This window comes from Saccharothrix sabaoui, from assembly GCF_051756985.1.
Taxonomy (GTDB): domain Bacteria; phylum Actinomycetota; class Actinomycetes; order Mycobacteriales; family Pseudonocardiaceae; genus Actinosynnema.
On the sequence record NZ_JBPKJK010000049.1, the window covers coordinates 39,738 to 55,702 of the forward strand.

The window sequence follows — 15,965 nt, forward strand, 5'->3', positions numbered from 1 at the left end:
GGTCCATGGACCTGGACCGCGCAAGGGACTTCATCCGCCGCAACCCGCGCGCCGTGCTGCTGGCGCACCGGTCGGACGGCACGCCGCAGATGTCGCCGGTGCTGGCGGCCGTCGACGACGAGGGCCGCGTCGTGGTCAGCACCCGGGAGACGGCCTACAAGACGCGCCAACTGCGCAACGACCCGCGCGCCGCGCTGTGCTTCCTCACCGAGGGCTTCTTCGGCGACTGGCTCCAGGTCGAGGGGCCGGCCACCGTGGTGCCCCTGCCGGAGGCGATGGAACCGCTGGTCGACCTGTACCGGCGCATCTCCGGCGAGCACCCCGACTGGGACGAGTACCGGGCGGCGATGGAGCGCGAGCGGCGCGTCGTGATCAGGGTGGAGATCGAGCGCGCGGGACCCGACGTGAGCGGCTGATCACCCGCAGTGGGGGGCCGGGCGTAACGCACCGGCACGCGCGACCGATTCCACGTGACACCGTGGAACGCTGGAGCGGGTGCTGGGATGAGCAGTGGCAGACGGATCGGCCTGGCCGGCGCGGCGCTCGTGCTGGCGTCCGCCGGGCTGGTGGCGCTCGCCCTGTCGGTCGACCGGCCGCGCCCCGTGGACGCGCACCGGGTAGCCGTCGCGCCGGTGGGGCCGGGCGTGCTCAGCGCGACCTTCACCACCACCGTCGAGGTGGTGCGGTCCACGACCCCCGTCGTGGTGCTCGCACCGCCGCCGCAGCGCCCCGAACCCCCGCCGCCACCACCCCCGTCACCGTCGCCGGCGGGCGAGCGGCAGCCGGTGGGGGACGTCCCGGACGAGACGCCCCCGCCGCACCACCCGCCACCACCGCACCACCCGCCGCCGCACCCCCCACCGCCCGGACCGCCGCCCGTGCCCGAGTCACCGCAGGGCTGGGACTGCCACCCCTCGTACACCACGGACGGGGTCTGCGTACCGCTGCGCTTCCCGCGCGGCGTGTGGGACCGCTGCCGCTGGCTGCACGACCAGGGCGTCACCCGGATCGAGGTGCACGGCCGGGACCGCCACCACCTCGACCTGGACCGCGACGGCGTGGCCTGCGAGCGGTTCGACTAGCCGGGCCACCGGCGCCCGAGGTCGGCGTCTGCACCTCACCCGCGCAGCGGTCGTCCACGACGGCGTCCGGCTCGGCGTCGTCCATTCACCGGCACCGCCGCTCCATAACCCCGCGCAGGTCCTCATCGTCATGATGGCGGCGCCGTGCGGTTCACGTGCTCAACGCGGAACCTTGGCCGTCTTGCGCGCACGCGGCGCGGAGGGCGGCGGCACGACCGGCCCGATGTCGCCGTCCGGCGCCTCGTCCAGGTCCACCACCACCGGCGCGTGGTCGCTGGGCGAGGTCCCCTTCCGGGCCTTCCGGTCCACCCAGGCCGCCTCGGCGCGCGCCGCCACACCGGCCGAGGCGAGCACCAGGTCGATCCGCATCCCGAGGTCCTGGTGGAACATCCCGGCCCGGTAGTCCCAGTACGTGTAGATCCGCGAGTCCGGCCACCGGTCGCGCACGACGTCGTGCAGCCCCAACGCCTGCAGCTCCCCCAACGCGGCCCGCTCCACGTCCGTGACGTGCGTGTGCCCCGCGAACGCGGCCGGGTCGAACACGTCGGCGTCCGCCGGGGCGATGTTCACGTCGCCGCACACCACGACGTCCTCGGGCCCACCCGCCACCACCCGCCGGAGCGCCGCCAACCACTCCAGCTTGTAGCGGAAGTGCTCCGAGTCGACCTCCCGCCCGTTCGGCACGTAGACGGAGTGCACCCGCACACCCCCACAAGTGGCCGACACCGCCCGTGCCTCCTGCTCCGGGAACCCGGGCCCGCCGGGCAACCCGACGACGACGTCGTCCAGCCCGACCCGCGAGAGGATCGCCACCCCGTTCCACTGCGCCTGCCCGTGCACGGCCACCCCGTACCCACGCGTCCGGAGCTCATCGCCCAGCAGCGCGAGGAACGCCTCGTCGGCGAGCTTGGTCTCCTGGAGGCACACCACATCAGGGGCCCGCTCGTCGAGCCACCCCAACAACCGGGGCATCCGCTGCTTGACCGAGTTCACGTTCCAGGTAGCCAGCCGCACGAGACCAAGCTAACCGCCACCCCACCCCACCGCGCGCCAAGTCGACCACGACCTCACGTGCGCCGAAGCCCCGACAGCGATCGTGAACAGCAAAACCCCCAGGCCGTTGACCTGGGGGTTTGGTGGGCCGCCAGGGGCTCGAACCCTGAACCCGCGGATTAAAAGTCCGCTGCTCTGCCAGTTGAGCTAGCGGCCCGCGGTCGAGGGTAGTGGACGTCGGGGGTGGGGTTCGACGGTGGCTGCGGGGTGTCGCGGGACACATCTTGGTTGCGGGGGGCGGCGGGCAGGGGGTCGGTCCGCGGTCTGTGGCGACCGCCACTGGCGTCGCTGGGTGACAATGGGAGCGATGTCGACCGCGCTGCACGCCACCAAGCCCCTGAAGATCGGCCAGTACCTGGTCGATCCCGCCGTCGTGCTCGCACCGATGGCGGGCATCACGAACGTCGCGTTCCGGCAGCTCTGCCGCGAGTTCGGCAGTTCCAGCTCGCTCTACGTGTGCGAGATGATCACTGCCCGCGCCGTCGTGGAGCGCGACTCCAAGACGATGCAGATGATCACCTTCGGCGAGGGCGAGCGCCCCCGTTCGATGCAGCTCTACGGCGTGGACCCGACGTCCATGGCGGAGGCGGTGCGGATCATCGTCGGCGAGGACCGGGCCGACCACGTCGACATGAACTTCGGCTGCCCGGTGCCCAAGGTGACGCGCAAGGGCGGCGGGGCGGCGCTGCCGTACAAGAGGCAGCTGTTCCGGCGGATCGTGCGCGCCGCCGTGCGGGCCGCCGAACCGGCGGGGGTGCCGGTGACGGTGAAGTTCCGCATCGGCATCGACGACGACCACCTCACCTACCTGGACGCGGGGCGCATCGCCGCCGATGAGGGCGCCCAGGCGGTCGCGCTGCACGCGCGGACCGCGGTGCAGCGGTACTCCGGGCAGGCCGACTGGTCGGCGATCGCCCGGCTGAAGGAGGCCGTCACCGACGTCCCGGTGCTCGGCAACGGCGACATCTTCAGCGCCCGCGACGCCCTGCGCATGGTCGCCGAGACCGGCTGCGACGGCGTCGTCGTCGGGCGCGGCTGCCTGGGCAGGCCGTGGCTGTTCGGCGAGCTCCAGGCGGCGTTCCGGGGCGAGCCGATCCCGCCCGGCCCCCGGCTGGGGCAGGTGGCGGAGATCCTGCGCCGGCACGGCGCGCTGCTCGCGGACTTCCTCGGCGAGGACAAGGGCGTGCGCGACCTGCGCAAGCACATGGCCTGGTACCTGAAGGGCTTCCCGGTGGGCGCGGACCTGCGGCGCAGCCTGGCCATGGTGTCCACGCTCGCCGAGCTGGACGACCTGGTCGGCCGGCTCGACCCGGACCTGGCGTTCCCGGACAGCGCCGACGAGCCGCGCGGCCGGCAGGGCTCGCCCGCCAAGGTCGTGCTGCCCGAGGGCTGGCTGGACGACCCCGAGGACGGCATGGTCCCGGACGCCGAAGACATGCACTCGGGTGGGTGACGTGCGGTTGCGCGGCGCCACGGCCGCCGCGATGTGCGCCCTGCTGCTCTCGTTGACCGCGTGCGGTCCCTCGGTGGCCGGCACGCCGCGCCCGCTCCAGGTGGGCGACGTGGAGCGCGACATGGTCACGGGCTACTTCAACGACCTGAACGAGGCGGGCGCGCAGGGCGCGACCGAGCAGCGCGACCTGCTCACCACCACCCAGCACCCGGACTTCCGCGACGACGACTGCCGGCTGCCGTCCGGCACGATCGAGGTGCACCCGACGATGTCGACGCTGCGCCTGGACCCGGAGTGGGCGCCGCCCGGCTCGGACGAGCACCCGCGCGGCGTGGTGCTGGTGGTGGCGGTGACGCTGACCGTCGTGCAGGACGGCACCGAGGTCGGCAGCCAGATCGGCTCGCAGCACGTCGTGCTGCTCAACGGCAAGGCGTACGGCTTCGCCCCCTGCGCGAACTGACCGGCCCGAGGGCCGTGACCGGCCCGAGGGCCGTTCGACCACGCTCAGCACACGGCGATCCCTATAGATCGTCGAACGTCACCAGTTCGGAGCAGTGCACGGTCAACCAGTAGAGGGAAATCACTAGTAGACGCGTCTTGCCGGCTCAAGCGCCGCGTCGTAACAGACGACACCTGGCAAGTAAGGAGGTGAGCGCGATGACCGCACTGCGACCCGAAGTCGCCGAGTTCGACAGCGACGGCCGGCCCGCAGCGGGTGAGCCCGCGTCGTCCCGGGGCGAGGGCGGCGGCCTGGTGCAGCTGCACGAGTCCATCGCCACGCTGCTCGCCTCCCGGGGCCAGTGGCGGCAGGCGTACCAGCACCTGCGCTCGGCGTTCGACCTGGTCTACGCGGACCAGGACGACCAGCCCCAGGTGCCCGAGCAGCTGCGCCGCGAGGTCGACCGGCTGCGCCGCGAGCACGCCGAGGCGCGGGAGCAGAGCCTCCGGGACAGCCTCACCGACAGCTACAACCGGCGCTACCTGGACGAGCGCCTCGTCGACATGGTCGCCGAACGCGGCACGGCGGCCTCCGGCCTGGCCATCGCGCTGATCGACCTCGACTGGTTCAAGCAGGTCAACGACACGTTCGGGCACGTCCTGGGCGACCGGGTGCTGCAACGGGTGGTCGAGCTGCTCCAGGAGGAGCTGCCGGAGGGCGCGTTCTGCGCCCGGTACGGCGGCGAGGAGTTCGTGCTCGTGCTGCCGGACGTCGAGGCCGTGACGGCCATCGGCGTGGCCGAAGCCGCGAGACTGCGTGTCGAGCGTCACTCCTGGTCCTCGCTCGCGCCGGGGCTGCGGGTGACGGTGAGCGTCGGGCTGGCCTACGAGCCGCCGGCCACCGACCCGTCGACGCGCCCGCCGGTGTCCCCGGAGCAGCAGTTGCTGCGCGCGGACAGCCTCCTCTACACGGCCAAGCAGTCAGGACGGAACGCGGTGGCGTACCGGGAGAACGGTCGCGTGCGCCTCGCCGGTCCCGCTTCCGGGCGACGCGGTATAGCCGAATCGCGGGTTGCCGGTTACTGATCCCTACTGGTTGCTCACCCTTTCGGGCGTAGTCTGCTGCGCACTTCCGAGTACTGCCGACCCCTGTATCACCGGGAGTGGTCGTCAGGACTGGCGGTCATCCGTAGTATCGCCAGGGCAAGTGACACGCCGTTGGTGCAACCACTGTGTCCTTGCTGTCGTCAACTCGTGATGACGACCCACTAGTGACCGAAGCTGAAGGGAGACCGGGTGCCCGACGAGCCCCGCCGTGGCGGCCCCGGACCCGGTGGAGACCACGCCCCCCAGGACGACCAGCCGACCGGACGTCGCCGCAGGTCACTGGACGATGGCGGGCTGAGCGTGTCCGACCTGCTCGAACAGCACAGCCGCACGAACATCCCGAGGCCGGTTCCGCCGGGCCCCGCGGACACCGGCCGCCGGGCCGCGCCCGAACCCGAACCGCCCCGCGGGCCCGCGCCGAACGGCACGCGCCCGCCGGAGGCCACCGGCCGCCGCGCCGCGCCCGACCACTTCACGCCGTCCGCGGACGGCCCGGAGCCGCCGAGGCGCCAGGCCCCCCCGAACGACTTCTTCGCCCCCGCGCAGGAGGGCACCGGCACGCGCGCGCCGCGCCCGGCACCGGAGGACGGCCCGCGACGCGCGGCGCCGAACGGCCACCCCGCCCCCGCCGACGCGAGGCGCCCCGGTGAGGGCACCGGGCGGCGGGCGCGGCCGGAGCCGCCGGACGCCCCCGGCCGCCGCGCCGCCGAACCGCCGCGCCGCTACCCCGAGGGCGACCCGAACGCCCAGCGCCCGGTCCCGCCGCCCGTGCACCCGGAGGGGCCGCGACCCGGTGAGCACACCGGTCGACGCGCACGTCCCGCCGCGCCGCCGGAGGCACCTCGCCCCGACGCCTTCCGGCACGACGGGCCGCGTCCGGACGTGCCGAGGCCGGATGCGTACAGGCCGGACGTGCCCAGGCCGGACTTGCACAGGCCCGATGTGCCCAGGCCCGACGCGTCCAGGTCGGACGTGCCGAGGCCGGACGTGCCCCGGCCGGACGCCTTCCGACCCGACGTGCCGAGGCCGGACATGCCGCGGCCGGACGTGCAGAGGCCCGACGCGTCCAGGTCGGACGTACCGAGGCCCGACGTGCCCCGGCCCGACGCCCCCCGCTCGGACGCCTTCCGGCCCGACGTGCCCAGACCGGACACGCCCAGGGCCGAGGTGTCCAGGTCGGACGTGCCCCGCCCGGACCCCCGCCGCCCCGTGGACGGGGTGGCCGACGTGCCGCACCGGGTTGGCGAGAGCACCGGTCGCCGGGCCCGGCCCGAACCGCCGGACGGTCCTCGCCGACCGGCGCAGCGCCCCGAGGACCTCGACCCCCGCCGCGCCCCGGACGGCGGCCCGCGCCGCCGGCCCGAAGGCGTGCCGGGTGAGCCCCCCGGCCGCCGGTTCGCCGAGGACGGGCCCGAACCGCCCGTGCGCCCCGGCGAGGGCACCGGCAGGCGCCCGATGGGCCGCCCGGTCGGCCCCGCCGACGTGGACGGCCCGCACGGTGACGGCCCCCGGCGGCTCGCCGAGGACGCCGCTCCCGGCCGCCGCCCCGCCGGACCTCCCCGCCCGGACGCCCGTCGTCCCGGCGATCCCCGCCGCCCCGCCGGCCCGCCCGTGGACGACCAGGGCGTGCCCGGTCGCCCCGTGGACGACCAGGACCGGGGCAGCGCACCGCGCCGCCTCGCCGGTGGCCCCGCCGACCCGCGCCGGCCCCTCGGTCACCCGGTGGACGACCAGGACCGCGGCAGCGCGCCCCGTCGCCTCGCCGGTGGACCGGGTCCGCGCGGCCTGGCCGGCGCGCCCGTCGACGGCATCGACCAGGGCGGCGCGCCGCGCCGGCTCGCGGGTGGCCCCGCCGACGAACCCGGCCGTGACCCGGGCCGTGAACCCGGGTTCGGACCGCGTCGTCCCGCCGGTCCGCCGGTGGACGACCAGGACCGGGGCAGCGGCCCGCGCCGGCTCGCCGACGGGCCGCAGGTCGCGCCCGACGCGCCCGGCCGCCGCTTCGCCGAGGACCCGGCCGAGCAGGCACCTCCCATCGCGGACCGCCTCGGCAGCCAGGCGCCCCCGGCGCCGGTCGCCCCGCCGAGCGGCCCCGAACCGCGCGAGCAGATCGACCCGGCCAGCCTCACCACCGAGATGGAGGCCATCAGCGACGACGTCAAGAAGCGTCGCGAGGTCGACCACACGCTGGCCCGCTTCTCCGCCGTCCACGACGAACTGGCCGAGCAGGAGCGCATCCGCAAGGAGCGCCGGCAGAAGCTGATGCCGTGGAAGGCCGACCACGACGAGGACGCCACCGAGTACGCCGCGCCCGTCGACGTCCTCGACGACGACGGCGACGGCCCGCGCCGCCGCGGTCGCACGGCCAAGCACAGCAGGATCGTGCGCAGCGTCAAGGTCGTGTCGCTGGCGGCGGCCGTGCTGGTGTTCGTGTCCACGGGCCTCGGCTGGGGCGCGATGCTCTACATCGACAGCAAGATCGTCGAGGTCGACGCGCTCGGCTCGAACTCCGCGGCCGTCCACGAGGCCGAGAAGCAGCTCGGCGACGAGAACTTCCTGATCATCGGCTCGGACACCCGCGCGGGCGCCAAGGCGCAGGACGGCGTCGGCGACACCGACGCCGTGCAGGGCGCGCGGTCCGACGTGCTGATGCTCGCCCACATCCCGGCCGACCGGAAGCGGATGGTCGTCGTCTCGGTGCCGCGCGACCTGACGGTGACGCGGCCCGCGTGCGAGCAGTGGGACTCCAGCACCGGCCAGTACACCGGCACGCAGCTCGAAGCGCAGGAGGGCGCGAAGGCCAACACGGCCTACTTCGACGGCGGTCCGCGGTGCGTGGCGAAGTTCATGACCGAGCTGACCGGCCTGGAGATCAACCACTTCATCAGCGTGGACTTCAACGGCTTCCGCGGCATGGTCGACGCGGTCGGCGAGGTCGAGGTGTGCGTGCCGAAGCCGATGGTCGACGACGAGCTGGGCACGATCTTCGACAAGGCCGGCCGGTTCCAGGTCAACGGCGGCAAGGCGCTCGACTACGTCCGCGCGCGCAAGGTGTCCGGTGAGCAGTTCGGCGACTACGACCGCGTGACGCGGCAGCAGAAGTTCCTGTCCGCGCTGCTCCGCAAGGCGCTGTCGTCGGAGATCCTGCTGAACCCGGGCAAGCTCAACGGTTTCCTCAACGCGTTCGCCGCGGCCACCGTGGGCGACAACATCGGCGTGAACGACATGCTCACGCTCGCGCAGTCGCTGCGCAGCCTCGAAGCCGGCCGGGTCAGCTTCGTGACCGTCCCGCACTACACGGACGAGGGCCCGACGCTGTCGAACGACGACAACGTCGAGATGCTGCGCGAGGCGGAGACCAGGGCGCTGTTCCAGTCGATCATCGACGGCACGCCGCTGCCCGACGAGAAGCCGGACACCTCGGCGCCCGCGACGGGCGCGCCGACCCCCGCGCCCGTCGGGCCCAAGCCGGGCAAGGTCGTCGACCCCAAGGGCGTCAAGGTCCAGGTCCTCAACGGCGACCCCGACTCCACCGGCCTCGCGCTGTACGCGACGACCGAGCTGGAGGACCTCGGGTACGACGTGGTCATCACCGGCAACGGCGAGACGACCGACAAGACCGTCATCAAGTACCACACGGGCGGCGAGGACGCCGCGGCGACGCTGGCGGCGTCCATCCCGGGCGCGGTGCTGGTGGCCGACCCGTCCATGGGCGGCGCGGTGCAGCTGCTCATCGGGCCGAACTGGGACGAGGTCGTGCGGGCCCCGCAGGCGGGTGGTGGCGCGGCACCGCCGGACGCCGGCACGCCGCAGCCGCCCAAGGACCTGGAGGTCGTCAACGCCGCGGCGGACCCCTGTGCGTGAGCCGACTGGACGTTTCGGGTTCACCGCCGGTTCACCGGGGTGGGTCGTTACCGCGACGACCCGCACGTAGGCTGACCGCCATGCGTGAGGCTTACCACGACCAGCTCGGACAACTCGCCGGGCAGCTCGCCGACATGTGCGCGATGGCGGGTGAGGCCATGGAGCGCGCCACCTCGGCGCTGCTCGACGCGGACCTCGCCCTCGCCGAGCAGGTGATCGGCGACGACGTCAAGATCGACGACGTCCGCGCGGCCATCGAGGAGCAGTCGTACGCGCTGCTCGCGCTCCAGGCGCCGGTCGCGACGGACCTGCGCATCGTGCTCGCGGTGATCCACGCCGCGGAGAGCGTCGAGCGCATGGGCGACCTGGCGCTGCACGTGGCCAAGGCCGCGCGTCGCCGGCACCCGAACCACGTGCTGCCCGACACCGTGCAGCCGTACTTCTCGGAGATGGGCCGCATCGCCGTCGAGCTGGCGCGCGAGGCGACCGACATCATCCGCACGCAGGACGCGGCGCGGGCGCGGTCGCTGGAGGACGCCGACGACGCGATGGACGACCTGCACCGCCACCTGTTCACGGTGATCATGGACAAGGAGTGGGCGCACGGCGTCCCGTCCGCGGTGGACACCACGCTGCTCGGCCGGTTCTACGAGCGGTTCGCCGACCACGCCGTGTCGGTGGCGAAGCGGACCGTGTTCGTCGTGACCGGGCGGATGCCCGGCTACGGCGGCTCCGACGAGAGCTGAGCCCTTCCCGGGTCGGGGAAGGGCTCAGCCCAGCAGGCCGTTCAGCTCCTGGGTGAGCTGGGCGGCGATGCGGGGGTTGTCGGCGGGGGCGTGGGTGAGCCACTTCTGGCCGTCCGGCCCCTGCCGGGTCTGCGACATGTAGCGGCCCTGGTCGTTGTCGAACCACGCGACCTGCGGGGCGCGCTGCTCGCGGCCGTGCCTGCCGCGGACCGTGACGCCGAACTGGCCGGCGCGCAGCCGCTGCCGCTCGAACACCGCCTCCAGGGCGCGCACCTGCGTGGCGGCCGTGCTGCGGGGCGCCATGGCCCGGGTGAACGTCGCGTTGCCGAAGTCGTCGTCGCGGCGCGGCGGCGGGGGCGGCGCCGAGGACGGCATCGGCACCGTGATCGACTGGCCCGGTCCCGGGCGGTTGCCCGGGACAAGCTCCACGACCGAGCGCACCAGCGTGGCCGAGCGCAGCAGGTCGACCTTGATCTGCCGGTCGTCCATGACGGCCAACGCCGCGTTCTCCTTCGCCGCGCCGGCGCGCGCGAGCAGCTGGCGCTCGACGTTGCGCGGGTCGAGCGAGGCGATGGCGCTGAGCGAGTAGTCGAACCGGACGAGCAGGGTGAGCGCTTCCTCCACCTCGGGCACGACCCGGCCGCGGCGGGCCAGGCCGCGCGACTCCAGGTCGCGGTACACCGCGTTACGGATGCCGCGCCGCTCGTCGAACGTCTGCCCGAGGTAGGGGAAGTCGAACGGGTAGGGCCGGCTGCCGAGCTTCAGGTCCTCCCAGACCATGTCGGCCGCCGCGTGCGACAGGGCGAACGAGAACACGCTCACCCGCCGATGACCGGCGGGGCGACCATGGTGCCGTCGCCGAAGACGTCCTCGGTCTCCACGAGGTACGACGCCGCCTTGTGCTCCTTGTCCTCTTCCCCCTGGCCCTGACCGGCGCCCGCGCCCATGCCGCCCACGCCCGGCGCGCCACCGCGACCGGCCGCGCCCGCCGCGCCGCCGGGCCCGAAACCGCCGCTGCCGCCGGGGCCGAAGCCGCCCGCGCCCGTGCGCCCGGCCTCGCCGAGCGCGCCCGTCGTGCCGCCGGGCCCGAAACCGCCCATGCCGCCCACGCCACCGGCGCCGCGACCGGCCGCCGCCATGCCGCCGGGCCCACCGAGCCCGCCGCCACCACCGCCACCGCCGCCGGGCATGCCGCGACCGCCGAGGCCACCGGGGCCGCCGCCGGGCATGCCCCGACCGCCGAGGCCGCCGGGACCGTTCTGGCCGGGGCGTCCGCCGGGGACGGGCACGCCGGGACGTCCGCCGGGGGGCGTGCCACCGGGCGGGAAGACACCGGGCGGGTAGATGCCGCCGCCACCGCCGCCGTTCTGGCCGCCGCCGCCGCCACCGCCGCCGCCTCCACCACCGCCACCGCCGCCGCCGGGGGGCGTGATGCCGCCGCCGTTCAGGCCGGACTGGTTGGTGTTGCCGCCGCCGCCACCGCCGCCGGGGATGGTCACGTCGCCGAACGAGCCGCTGCCCGTGCCCGTGCCGGTCCCGGTGCCCGTACCCGTCCCGGTGCCGACACCGCTGGGCACGGTCGGGCGGCTGCCGATCCCGCTTTCACCCGTGCCGGTGGACTCACCGCTCCCCCCGGCGCCGCTCATCGGCGGGGGCGGCGAGAAGGCGGGCATCGTGGAGCCGGACTCCTGGAAGCTGGTGGACATGGTCGTCATGACCTCGGCCGCCCGCTCGTGGGCCTGCTGCTTCTCCTCGAACTTCTGCTCGATCTGGTCGATCGTGTCGGCCCACTTGAACGGGTTGGGCTCGGAGAAGAACATCTTGTAGGCGTCGGCGGTGCTGAAGTCGACCGGTTCGGGCATCGAGTTCTTGGCCGCCTCGGCCGCCTGGCTCTGCGTGTAGAGCTTGTTGCCGGTGAGCTGCGCGCCCTGGGCCGCGTTGCCGGACCAGGTGGCGACGTTGGTGAAGTACCCCTGGGCCGCCTCGGCCGCCTTGCCCTGCCACGCGCCCTTGCTGGCGTTCGTGGCACTGGTGAGGTCGGCCTGGAGCTGGGCCAGCGTGTTGCCGACCTTGGTCCACGCCTCGCCCTGGTCGTTCGCGGTGCCGGGGGCCATGTTCGTGGTGACCATGTCCTTGAGGGCCTTGTGGTCGTACCCCATGTAGAACGACCCGGCGGGCGTGAGCGGGGGCCGGTAGTTCTCGACCGCCTGCTCGAGGTTGCGCTCCTGCTCCTGCTGGTACTGCGCGGACTGCTGCTTGTAGCGGATGTAGTCGTCGAGGGTCGTGATGGCCCCGAAGAAGCCCGGGTTCTCGGTCCGCGCACGTTCGTATTCCGCGCGCAGTTCGGCCTCGGTCTGCCCGGCGTAGGTGACCTGGGTGGCCTGGCTGTTCTGCTGCGAGTTCGAGTTCGGCGGTGCCACGACGTTCTCCTTGGACTACTTGGGCAGCGTCGGTTCGATGGCGTTGGCGACCCGCGTCGCGGCGTCGCACGCCTTGTCCAGCGACGTGTTGTCGGACGAGGCGATGTCGACCCTGTCGGTCGGAGTCACCTCGATCGCGACGAGGCACGAGGTGTCGGAGGCCGGTGCCTTGACGAGCTTGGCGTCCCGAGAGCCCACGGAGATGCTGGACACGTCCTTGCCGACCGCCTCGTCGATCTTGAGGTCCGGTTCGGGCTTCAGCGACACCGCGTTGGTGGTTCCCAGGATGGCGTCGCACGCATCCCCGTCGGGCTCGATCTCGGTCAGGCTCACCTGGCCGGCGACCGATTCCAGCACGTCGCACGCGTCGAAGCCCGCGAACACGTCACCGCCGGTCGCCGGAGTGCTGGTGGTCGTCTCCACCGCGTTGCCGGTCGTGCTCGACGCGGTACCGCCCGGCGTCGGGTCACCCGGTTCCTCCGTGGTGCAGCCGGTGGCCACCGCGGCCACGACCGCGAAGGCCAGGAGGACGCGTGACGACAATCCCTCGCTCAACTGACTTCCACCCTCAGTAGCGGTTGTAGGTTCCGGCGGCAGACGTGTCCACCTCGCGGTAGTTCTCGATCGCCTTCTGGATCGCCTGCCGTGCTTCCGTCAACGCGGACCGCAGTTGGTTGATGGCCGGGACTATGCCGGTCGTCCCCGCCCCGCCCTCGACGCTCTCCTGGTTGTAGCGGGTGATCGCCTCGGCGTCCGGGCTGGTCCCGAGCTTGGCGCGCTGCTGGAGGTGCGACAGGTTGTTGTCGAGCTTCTGGAGGTCCATCAGCGCACTGTCGATCGCCTTCAGGTACGCCTCCGCCCCCGACTGGCTGATCGCGAACGAGCCCGAGTCCGCCGCGGCCTTCAGGCCCTGCATGTTGGCCGTCATGGCCTGCATGGACTGGACGCTCCACGCACCTTCCGGCGCCACGATTACCCCCTGCGAGTCTGCCGATCCCAGCCGTCACGGTACCCCCGGACGGAGGACCGTGTCTCGATTTTGACGGTCGCCGCCAACCGCCGGTTCCCGCATCACCCGAACGCGCGAGAGCCCTCCCACCGCAGGTGGGAGGGCTCTCGACCGGGGGACTGCTCAGCCGAAGCGGCCCGAGATGTAGTCCTCCGTGGCCTTCTGGCTCGGGTTGCTGAAGATCTTCTCCGTGTCGTCCACCTCGATCAGCTGACCCGGCTGGCCGACACCCAGCAGGTTGAAGAACGCGGTCTGGTCGGAGACCCGCGCCGCCTGCTGCATGTTGTGGGTCACGATGACGATCGTGTACTCCTTCTTCAGCTCGGTGATCAGGTCCTCGATCGCCAGCGTGGAGATCGGGTCCAGGGCCGAGCACGGCTCGTCCATCAGCAGCACGTCGGGCTGCACGGCGATGGCGCGCGCGATGCAGAGGCGCTGCTGCTGACCACCGGACAGGCCGCCGCCCGGGCGGTCGAGGCGGTCCTTGACCTCGTTCCAGAGGTTCGCGCCCCGCAGCGACCTCTCGGCCACCTCGTCGAGCTTCTTCTTGTTCCGCTCGCCCGCGAGCTTGAGGCCCGCCACCACGTTGTCGCGGATCGACATCGTGGGGAACGGGTTGGGCCGCTGGAACACCATGCCGATGGTCCGGCGCACCTGCACCGGGTCGATGGACGAGGCGTAGATGTCCTCGCCGTCCAGCAGCACCTTGCCCTCCACGCGGGCTCCCGGCGCCACCTCGTGCATGCGGTTCAGCGACCGCAGCACGGTGGACTTGCCGCAACCGGAGGGTCCGATGAACGCGGTGACGTTCTTCGGCGGCACGGCCAGGGAGACCTCCTGGACGGCGTGGAACTTGCCGTAGAAGAGGTTGAGGTCCTTCACGTCGATGCGCTTGGCCATGACCGCCCGCTCACTTCGTCTTCGGAGCCAGCCACCGCGAGATCACGGTAGCCAGCAGGTTGAACAGCGTGATGATGAGCACCAGGGTGATCGCCGCGCCCCAGATGCGATCGAAGCCCGCCTGCGTCGGGTTGTTCCGCTCGGACGTCATCAGCAGCGGCAGCGACGCCATCGGGCCGTCGAACAGGTTGTAGTTGATGTACGGCGCGTACGCGGCCAGCACGAGCACCGGCGCGGTCTCGCCCATGACGCGGGCGAGGGCCAGCATGATGCCGGTGACGATGCCGGACAGCGCGGTGGGCACGACGACCTTGACGATCGTCTTCCACTTCGGGATGCCCAGCGCGTAGGACGCCTCGCGCAGCTCGTCGGGGACGATCTTGAGCATCTCCTCGGTGGTCCGCACGATCACCGGCACCATGAGCAGCACCAGCGCGAGGGACACCGCGAACCCGCTGCGGCCGAAGCCGAAGTAGGTGATCCACAGCGTGTAGACGAACAGGGCGGCCACGATGGACGGCACGCCGGTGAGGATGTCCACCATGAACGTGGTGGCCTTCGACAGCTTCGACCGGCCGCCGTACTCGACGAGGTAGACGGCGACGAACAGGCCGATCGGCACCGAGATCAGGCCGCAGACGAGGCCCTGCACGAGGGTGCCGTAGATCGCGTGGTAGACACCGCCGCCCTGCTGCCGCGAGAGCAGCCCGGACAGCGACTTCTGCCACCAGTCGGCGTCGAGGATGACCGGGAAGCCGCGCTGGACCACCACGAACAGCACCCAGACCAGCGGCACGATGGCGATCAGGAACGCGCCGTAGACCAGGGTGGTGGCGACGGCGTTCTTGAACTTCCGCGAGCCGCTGACGCTCTGGAACGTCGGCGGCGTCGCGAGGCGGTCGAGGTCCGCCGTGTCGGTCGTCATTCGTACTCCTTGTGACCGGCGACGATGGACCGGGCGATGGCGTTGACGCCGAACGTGAGCACGAACAGCACGAGGCCGGCGGCGATGTAGGCGCCGGCGATGCGCGGGTCGTTGAACTCGGGCGCGGCCAGCGCGATCTTGGACGCGAACGTCGCGCCGCCGTCGAACAGGCTCCACCCGAACGTCGCGGCGGTGCCGCTGAGGATGATCGTGAGCGCGATGGTCTCGCCGAGCGCGCGGCCGAGGCCGAGCATGGAGGCGCTGACGTAGCCGGCCTTGCCGAACGGCAGCACGGTGGTCCGGACGACCTCCCACTTGGTCGCGCCGAGCGCGATGGCGCCCTCGACGTGGGTGGGCGGGGTCCGGTCGAACACCTCGCGGCTGACCGCGGTGATGATCGGCAGGATCATGACGGCGAGCACGATGCCGGCGGTGAAGATGGTGCCGCCGATCTCGATGCTGACGTTGCCCTCGGCGAACAGGAAGATCCAGCCGAGCTTCGCGGTGAGCCACTCGCCGATGGGCGTGAGCACCGGGCCGAGCACCAGCAGGCCCCACAGGCCGAAGATGATCGACGGCACGGCGGCCAGCAGGTCGATGACGTACGCGAACGGCCGGGCGAGCCTGCGCGGCGCGTACTGGGTGAGGAACAGGGCGATGCCCAGCGCGATGGGCATGGCGATGACCAGCGCGAACGCCGCCGACACCACGGTCACCAGGAGCAGGTCCAGGATGCCGTAGCGCATGTTGTTGACGTCGCTGGTGGACCACTCGCGACTGGTCAGGAAGTTGACCTTGTCCAGCCCCAGCGAGGGGATGGCCTGGATCAGCAGGAAGATGCCGATGGCCCCGATGAGGACCACGATGAAGATGCCCGAGCCGGTGGCGAGACCGGCGAAGATCCGGTCACCCGGCCGGACGTGCTTCTTGTTCTCGGCTTCCGCGGTCGGGGGAATCGGAGCCTCCGA

Annotated in this window: 15 protein-coding genes and 1 tRNA gene; 7 read left to right on the top strand and 9 right to left on the bottom strand. The window is 72.6% G+C overall.

Going from position 1 to position 15,965, the window contains the following annotated elements:
* Positions 1 to 5: 5 nt before the first annotated feature.
* Together ACR807_RS17570 and ACR807_RS17575 are read left to right on the top strand one after the other, a co-directional pair.
* On the top strand, positions 6 to 416 hold the full coding sequence (locus tag ACR807_RS17570; RefSeq protein ID WP_438922401.1) for a PPOX class F420-dependent oxidoreductase: 411 nt from the start codon (positions 6 to 8) through the stop codon (positions 414 to 416).
* A gap of 87 nt (positions 417 to 503) precedes the next feature.
* On the top strand, positions 504 to 1,082 hold the full coding sequence (locus tag ACR807_RS17575; RefSeq protein WP_438922402.1) for a hypothetical protein: 579 nt from the start codon (positions 504 to 506) through the stop codon (positions 1,080 to 1,082).
* Positions 1,083 to 1,241: 159 nt separating this feature from the next.
* Here ACR807_RS17575 and ACR807_RS17580 read toward each other — a convergent pair whose 3' ends face one another.
* Positions 1,242 to 2,096 (bottom strand): exodeoxyribonuclease III, encoded by an 855-nt coding sequence (locus ACR807_RS17580; RefSeq protein WP_438922403.1) that lies wholly within the window; start codon positions 2,094 to 2,096, stop codon positions 1,242 to 1,244.
* 120 nt (positions 2,097 to 2,216) lie between these two features.
* Positions 2,217 to 2,292: transfer RNA gene (locus ACR807_RS17585), tRNA-Lys, on the bottom strand.
* A gap of 150 nt (positions 2,293 to 2,442) precedes the next feature.
* Here ACR807_RS17585 and dusB point away from each other — a divergent pair.
* The 5 genes from dusB (at position 2,443) to phoU (ending at position 9,743) form a co-directional block, all read left to right on the top strand.
* Positions 2,443 to 3,588: a tRNA dihydrouridine synthase DusB gene (gene dusB, locus ACR807_RS17590; protein WP_438922404.1), complete on the top strand. Its 1,146-nt coding sequence runs from the start codon at positions 2,443 to 2,445 to the stop codon at positions 3,586 to 3,588.
* Between the two features lies 1 nt (position 3,589).
* Positions 3,590 to 4,048 (top strand): hypothetical protein, encoded by a 459-nt coding sequence (locus ACR807_RS17595; protein ID WP_438922405.1) that lies wholly within the window; start codon positions 3,590 to 3,592, stop codon positions 4,046 to 4,048.
* A gap of 197 nt (positions 4,049 to 4,245) precedes the next feature.
* Positions 4,246 to 5,112, top strand: coding sequence for a GGDEF domain-containing protein (locus ACR807_RS17600; protein WP_438922406.1), 867 nt, complete (start codon positions 4,246 to 4,248; stop codon positions 5,110 to 5,112).
* 321 nt (positions 5,113 to 5,433) lie between these two features.
* Positions 5,434 to 8,997 carry an LCP family glycopolymer transferase gene (locus tag ACR807_RS17605; RefSeq protein ID WP_438922407.1) on the top strand — a complete coding sequence of 1,188 codons (3,564 nt, stop codon included), beginning with the start codon at positions 5,434 to 5,436 and terminating at the stop codon, positions 8,995 to 8,997.
* Between the two features lie 80 nt (positions 8,998 to 9,077).
* Entirely contained in the window at positions 9,078 to 9,743 is a 666-nt protein-coding gene (gene phoU, locus ACR807_RS17610; RefSeq protein ID WP_438922408.1) for a phosphate signaling complex protein PhoU, read from the top strand.
* 24 nt (positions 9,744 to 9,767) lie between these two features.
* Here phoU and ACR807_RS17615 read toward each other — a convergent pair whose 3' ends face one another.
* The 7 genes from ACR807_RS17615 to pstC form a co-directional block, all read right to left on the bottom strand.
* Positions 9,768 to 10,565 carry an ESX secretion-associated protein EspG gene (locus ACR807_RS17615; protein WP_438922409.1) on the bottom strand — a complete coding sequence of 266 codons (798 nt, stop codon included), beginning with the start codon at positions 10,563 to 10,565 and terminating at the stop codon, positions 9,768 to 9,770.
* Positions 10,562 to 12,163 carry a hypothetical protein gene (locus ACR807_RS17620; protein ID WP_438922410.1) on the bottom strand — a complete coding sequence of 534 codons (1,602 nt, stop codon included), beginning with the start codon at positions 12,161 to 12,163 and terminating at the stop codon, positions 10,562 to 10,564. Before ACR807_RS17620 ends, ACR807_RS17615 begins: the two co-directional genes overlap by 4 nt.
* A gap of 15 nt (positions 12,164 to 12,178) precedes the next feature.
* Positions 12,179 to 12,718 (bottom strand): DUF3558 domain-containing protein, encoded by a 540-nt coding sequence (locus ACR807_RS17625; protein WP_438922411.1) that lies wholly within the window; start codon positions 12,716 to 12,718, stop codon positions 12,179 to 12,181.
* A 13-nt stretch (positions 12,719 to 12,731) separates the two neighbouring features.
* Positions 12,732 to 13,133, bottom strand: coding sequence for a hypothetical protein (locus ACR807_RS17630; protein ID WP_438922412.1), 402 nt, complete (start codon positions 13,131 to 13,133; stop codon positions 12,732 to 12,734).
* A 162-nt stretch (positions 13,134 to 13,295) separates the two neighbouring features.
* Positions 13,296 to 14,072, bottom strand: coding sequence for a phosphate ABC transporter ATP-binding protein PstB (gene pstB / locus ACR807_RS17635; RefSeq protein ID WP_438922413.1), 777 nt, complete (start codon positions 14,070 to 14,072; stop codon positions 13,296 to 13,298).
* A gap of 10 nt (positions 14,073 to 14,082) precedes the next feature.
* Positions 14,083 to 14,997: a phosphate ABC transporter permease PstA gene (gene pstA, locus ACR807_RS17640; protein ID WP_438922414.1), complete on the bottom strand. Its 915-nt coding sequence runs from the start codon at positions 14,995 to 14,997 to the stop codon at positions 14,083 to 14,085.
* A complete protein-coding gene (gene pstC / locus ACR807_RS17645) occupies positions 14,994 to 15,953 on the bottom strand; it encodes a phosphate ABC transporter permease subunit PstC (RefSeq protein ID WP_438922416.1) in 960 nt (319 codons plus the stop codon). Before pstC ends, pstA begins: the two co-directional genes overlap by 4 nt.
* Positions 15,954 to 15,965: the final 12 nt, after the last annotated feature.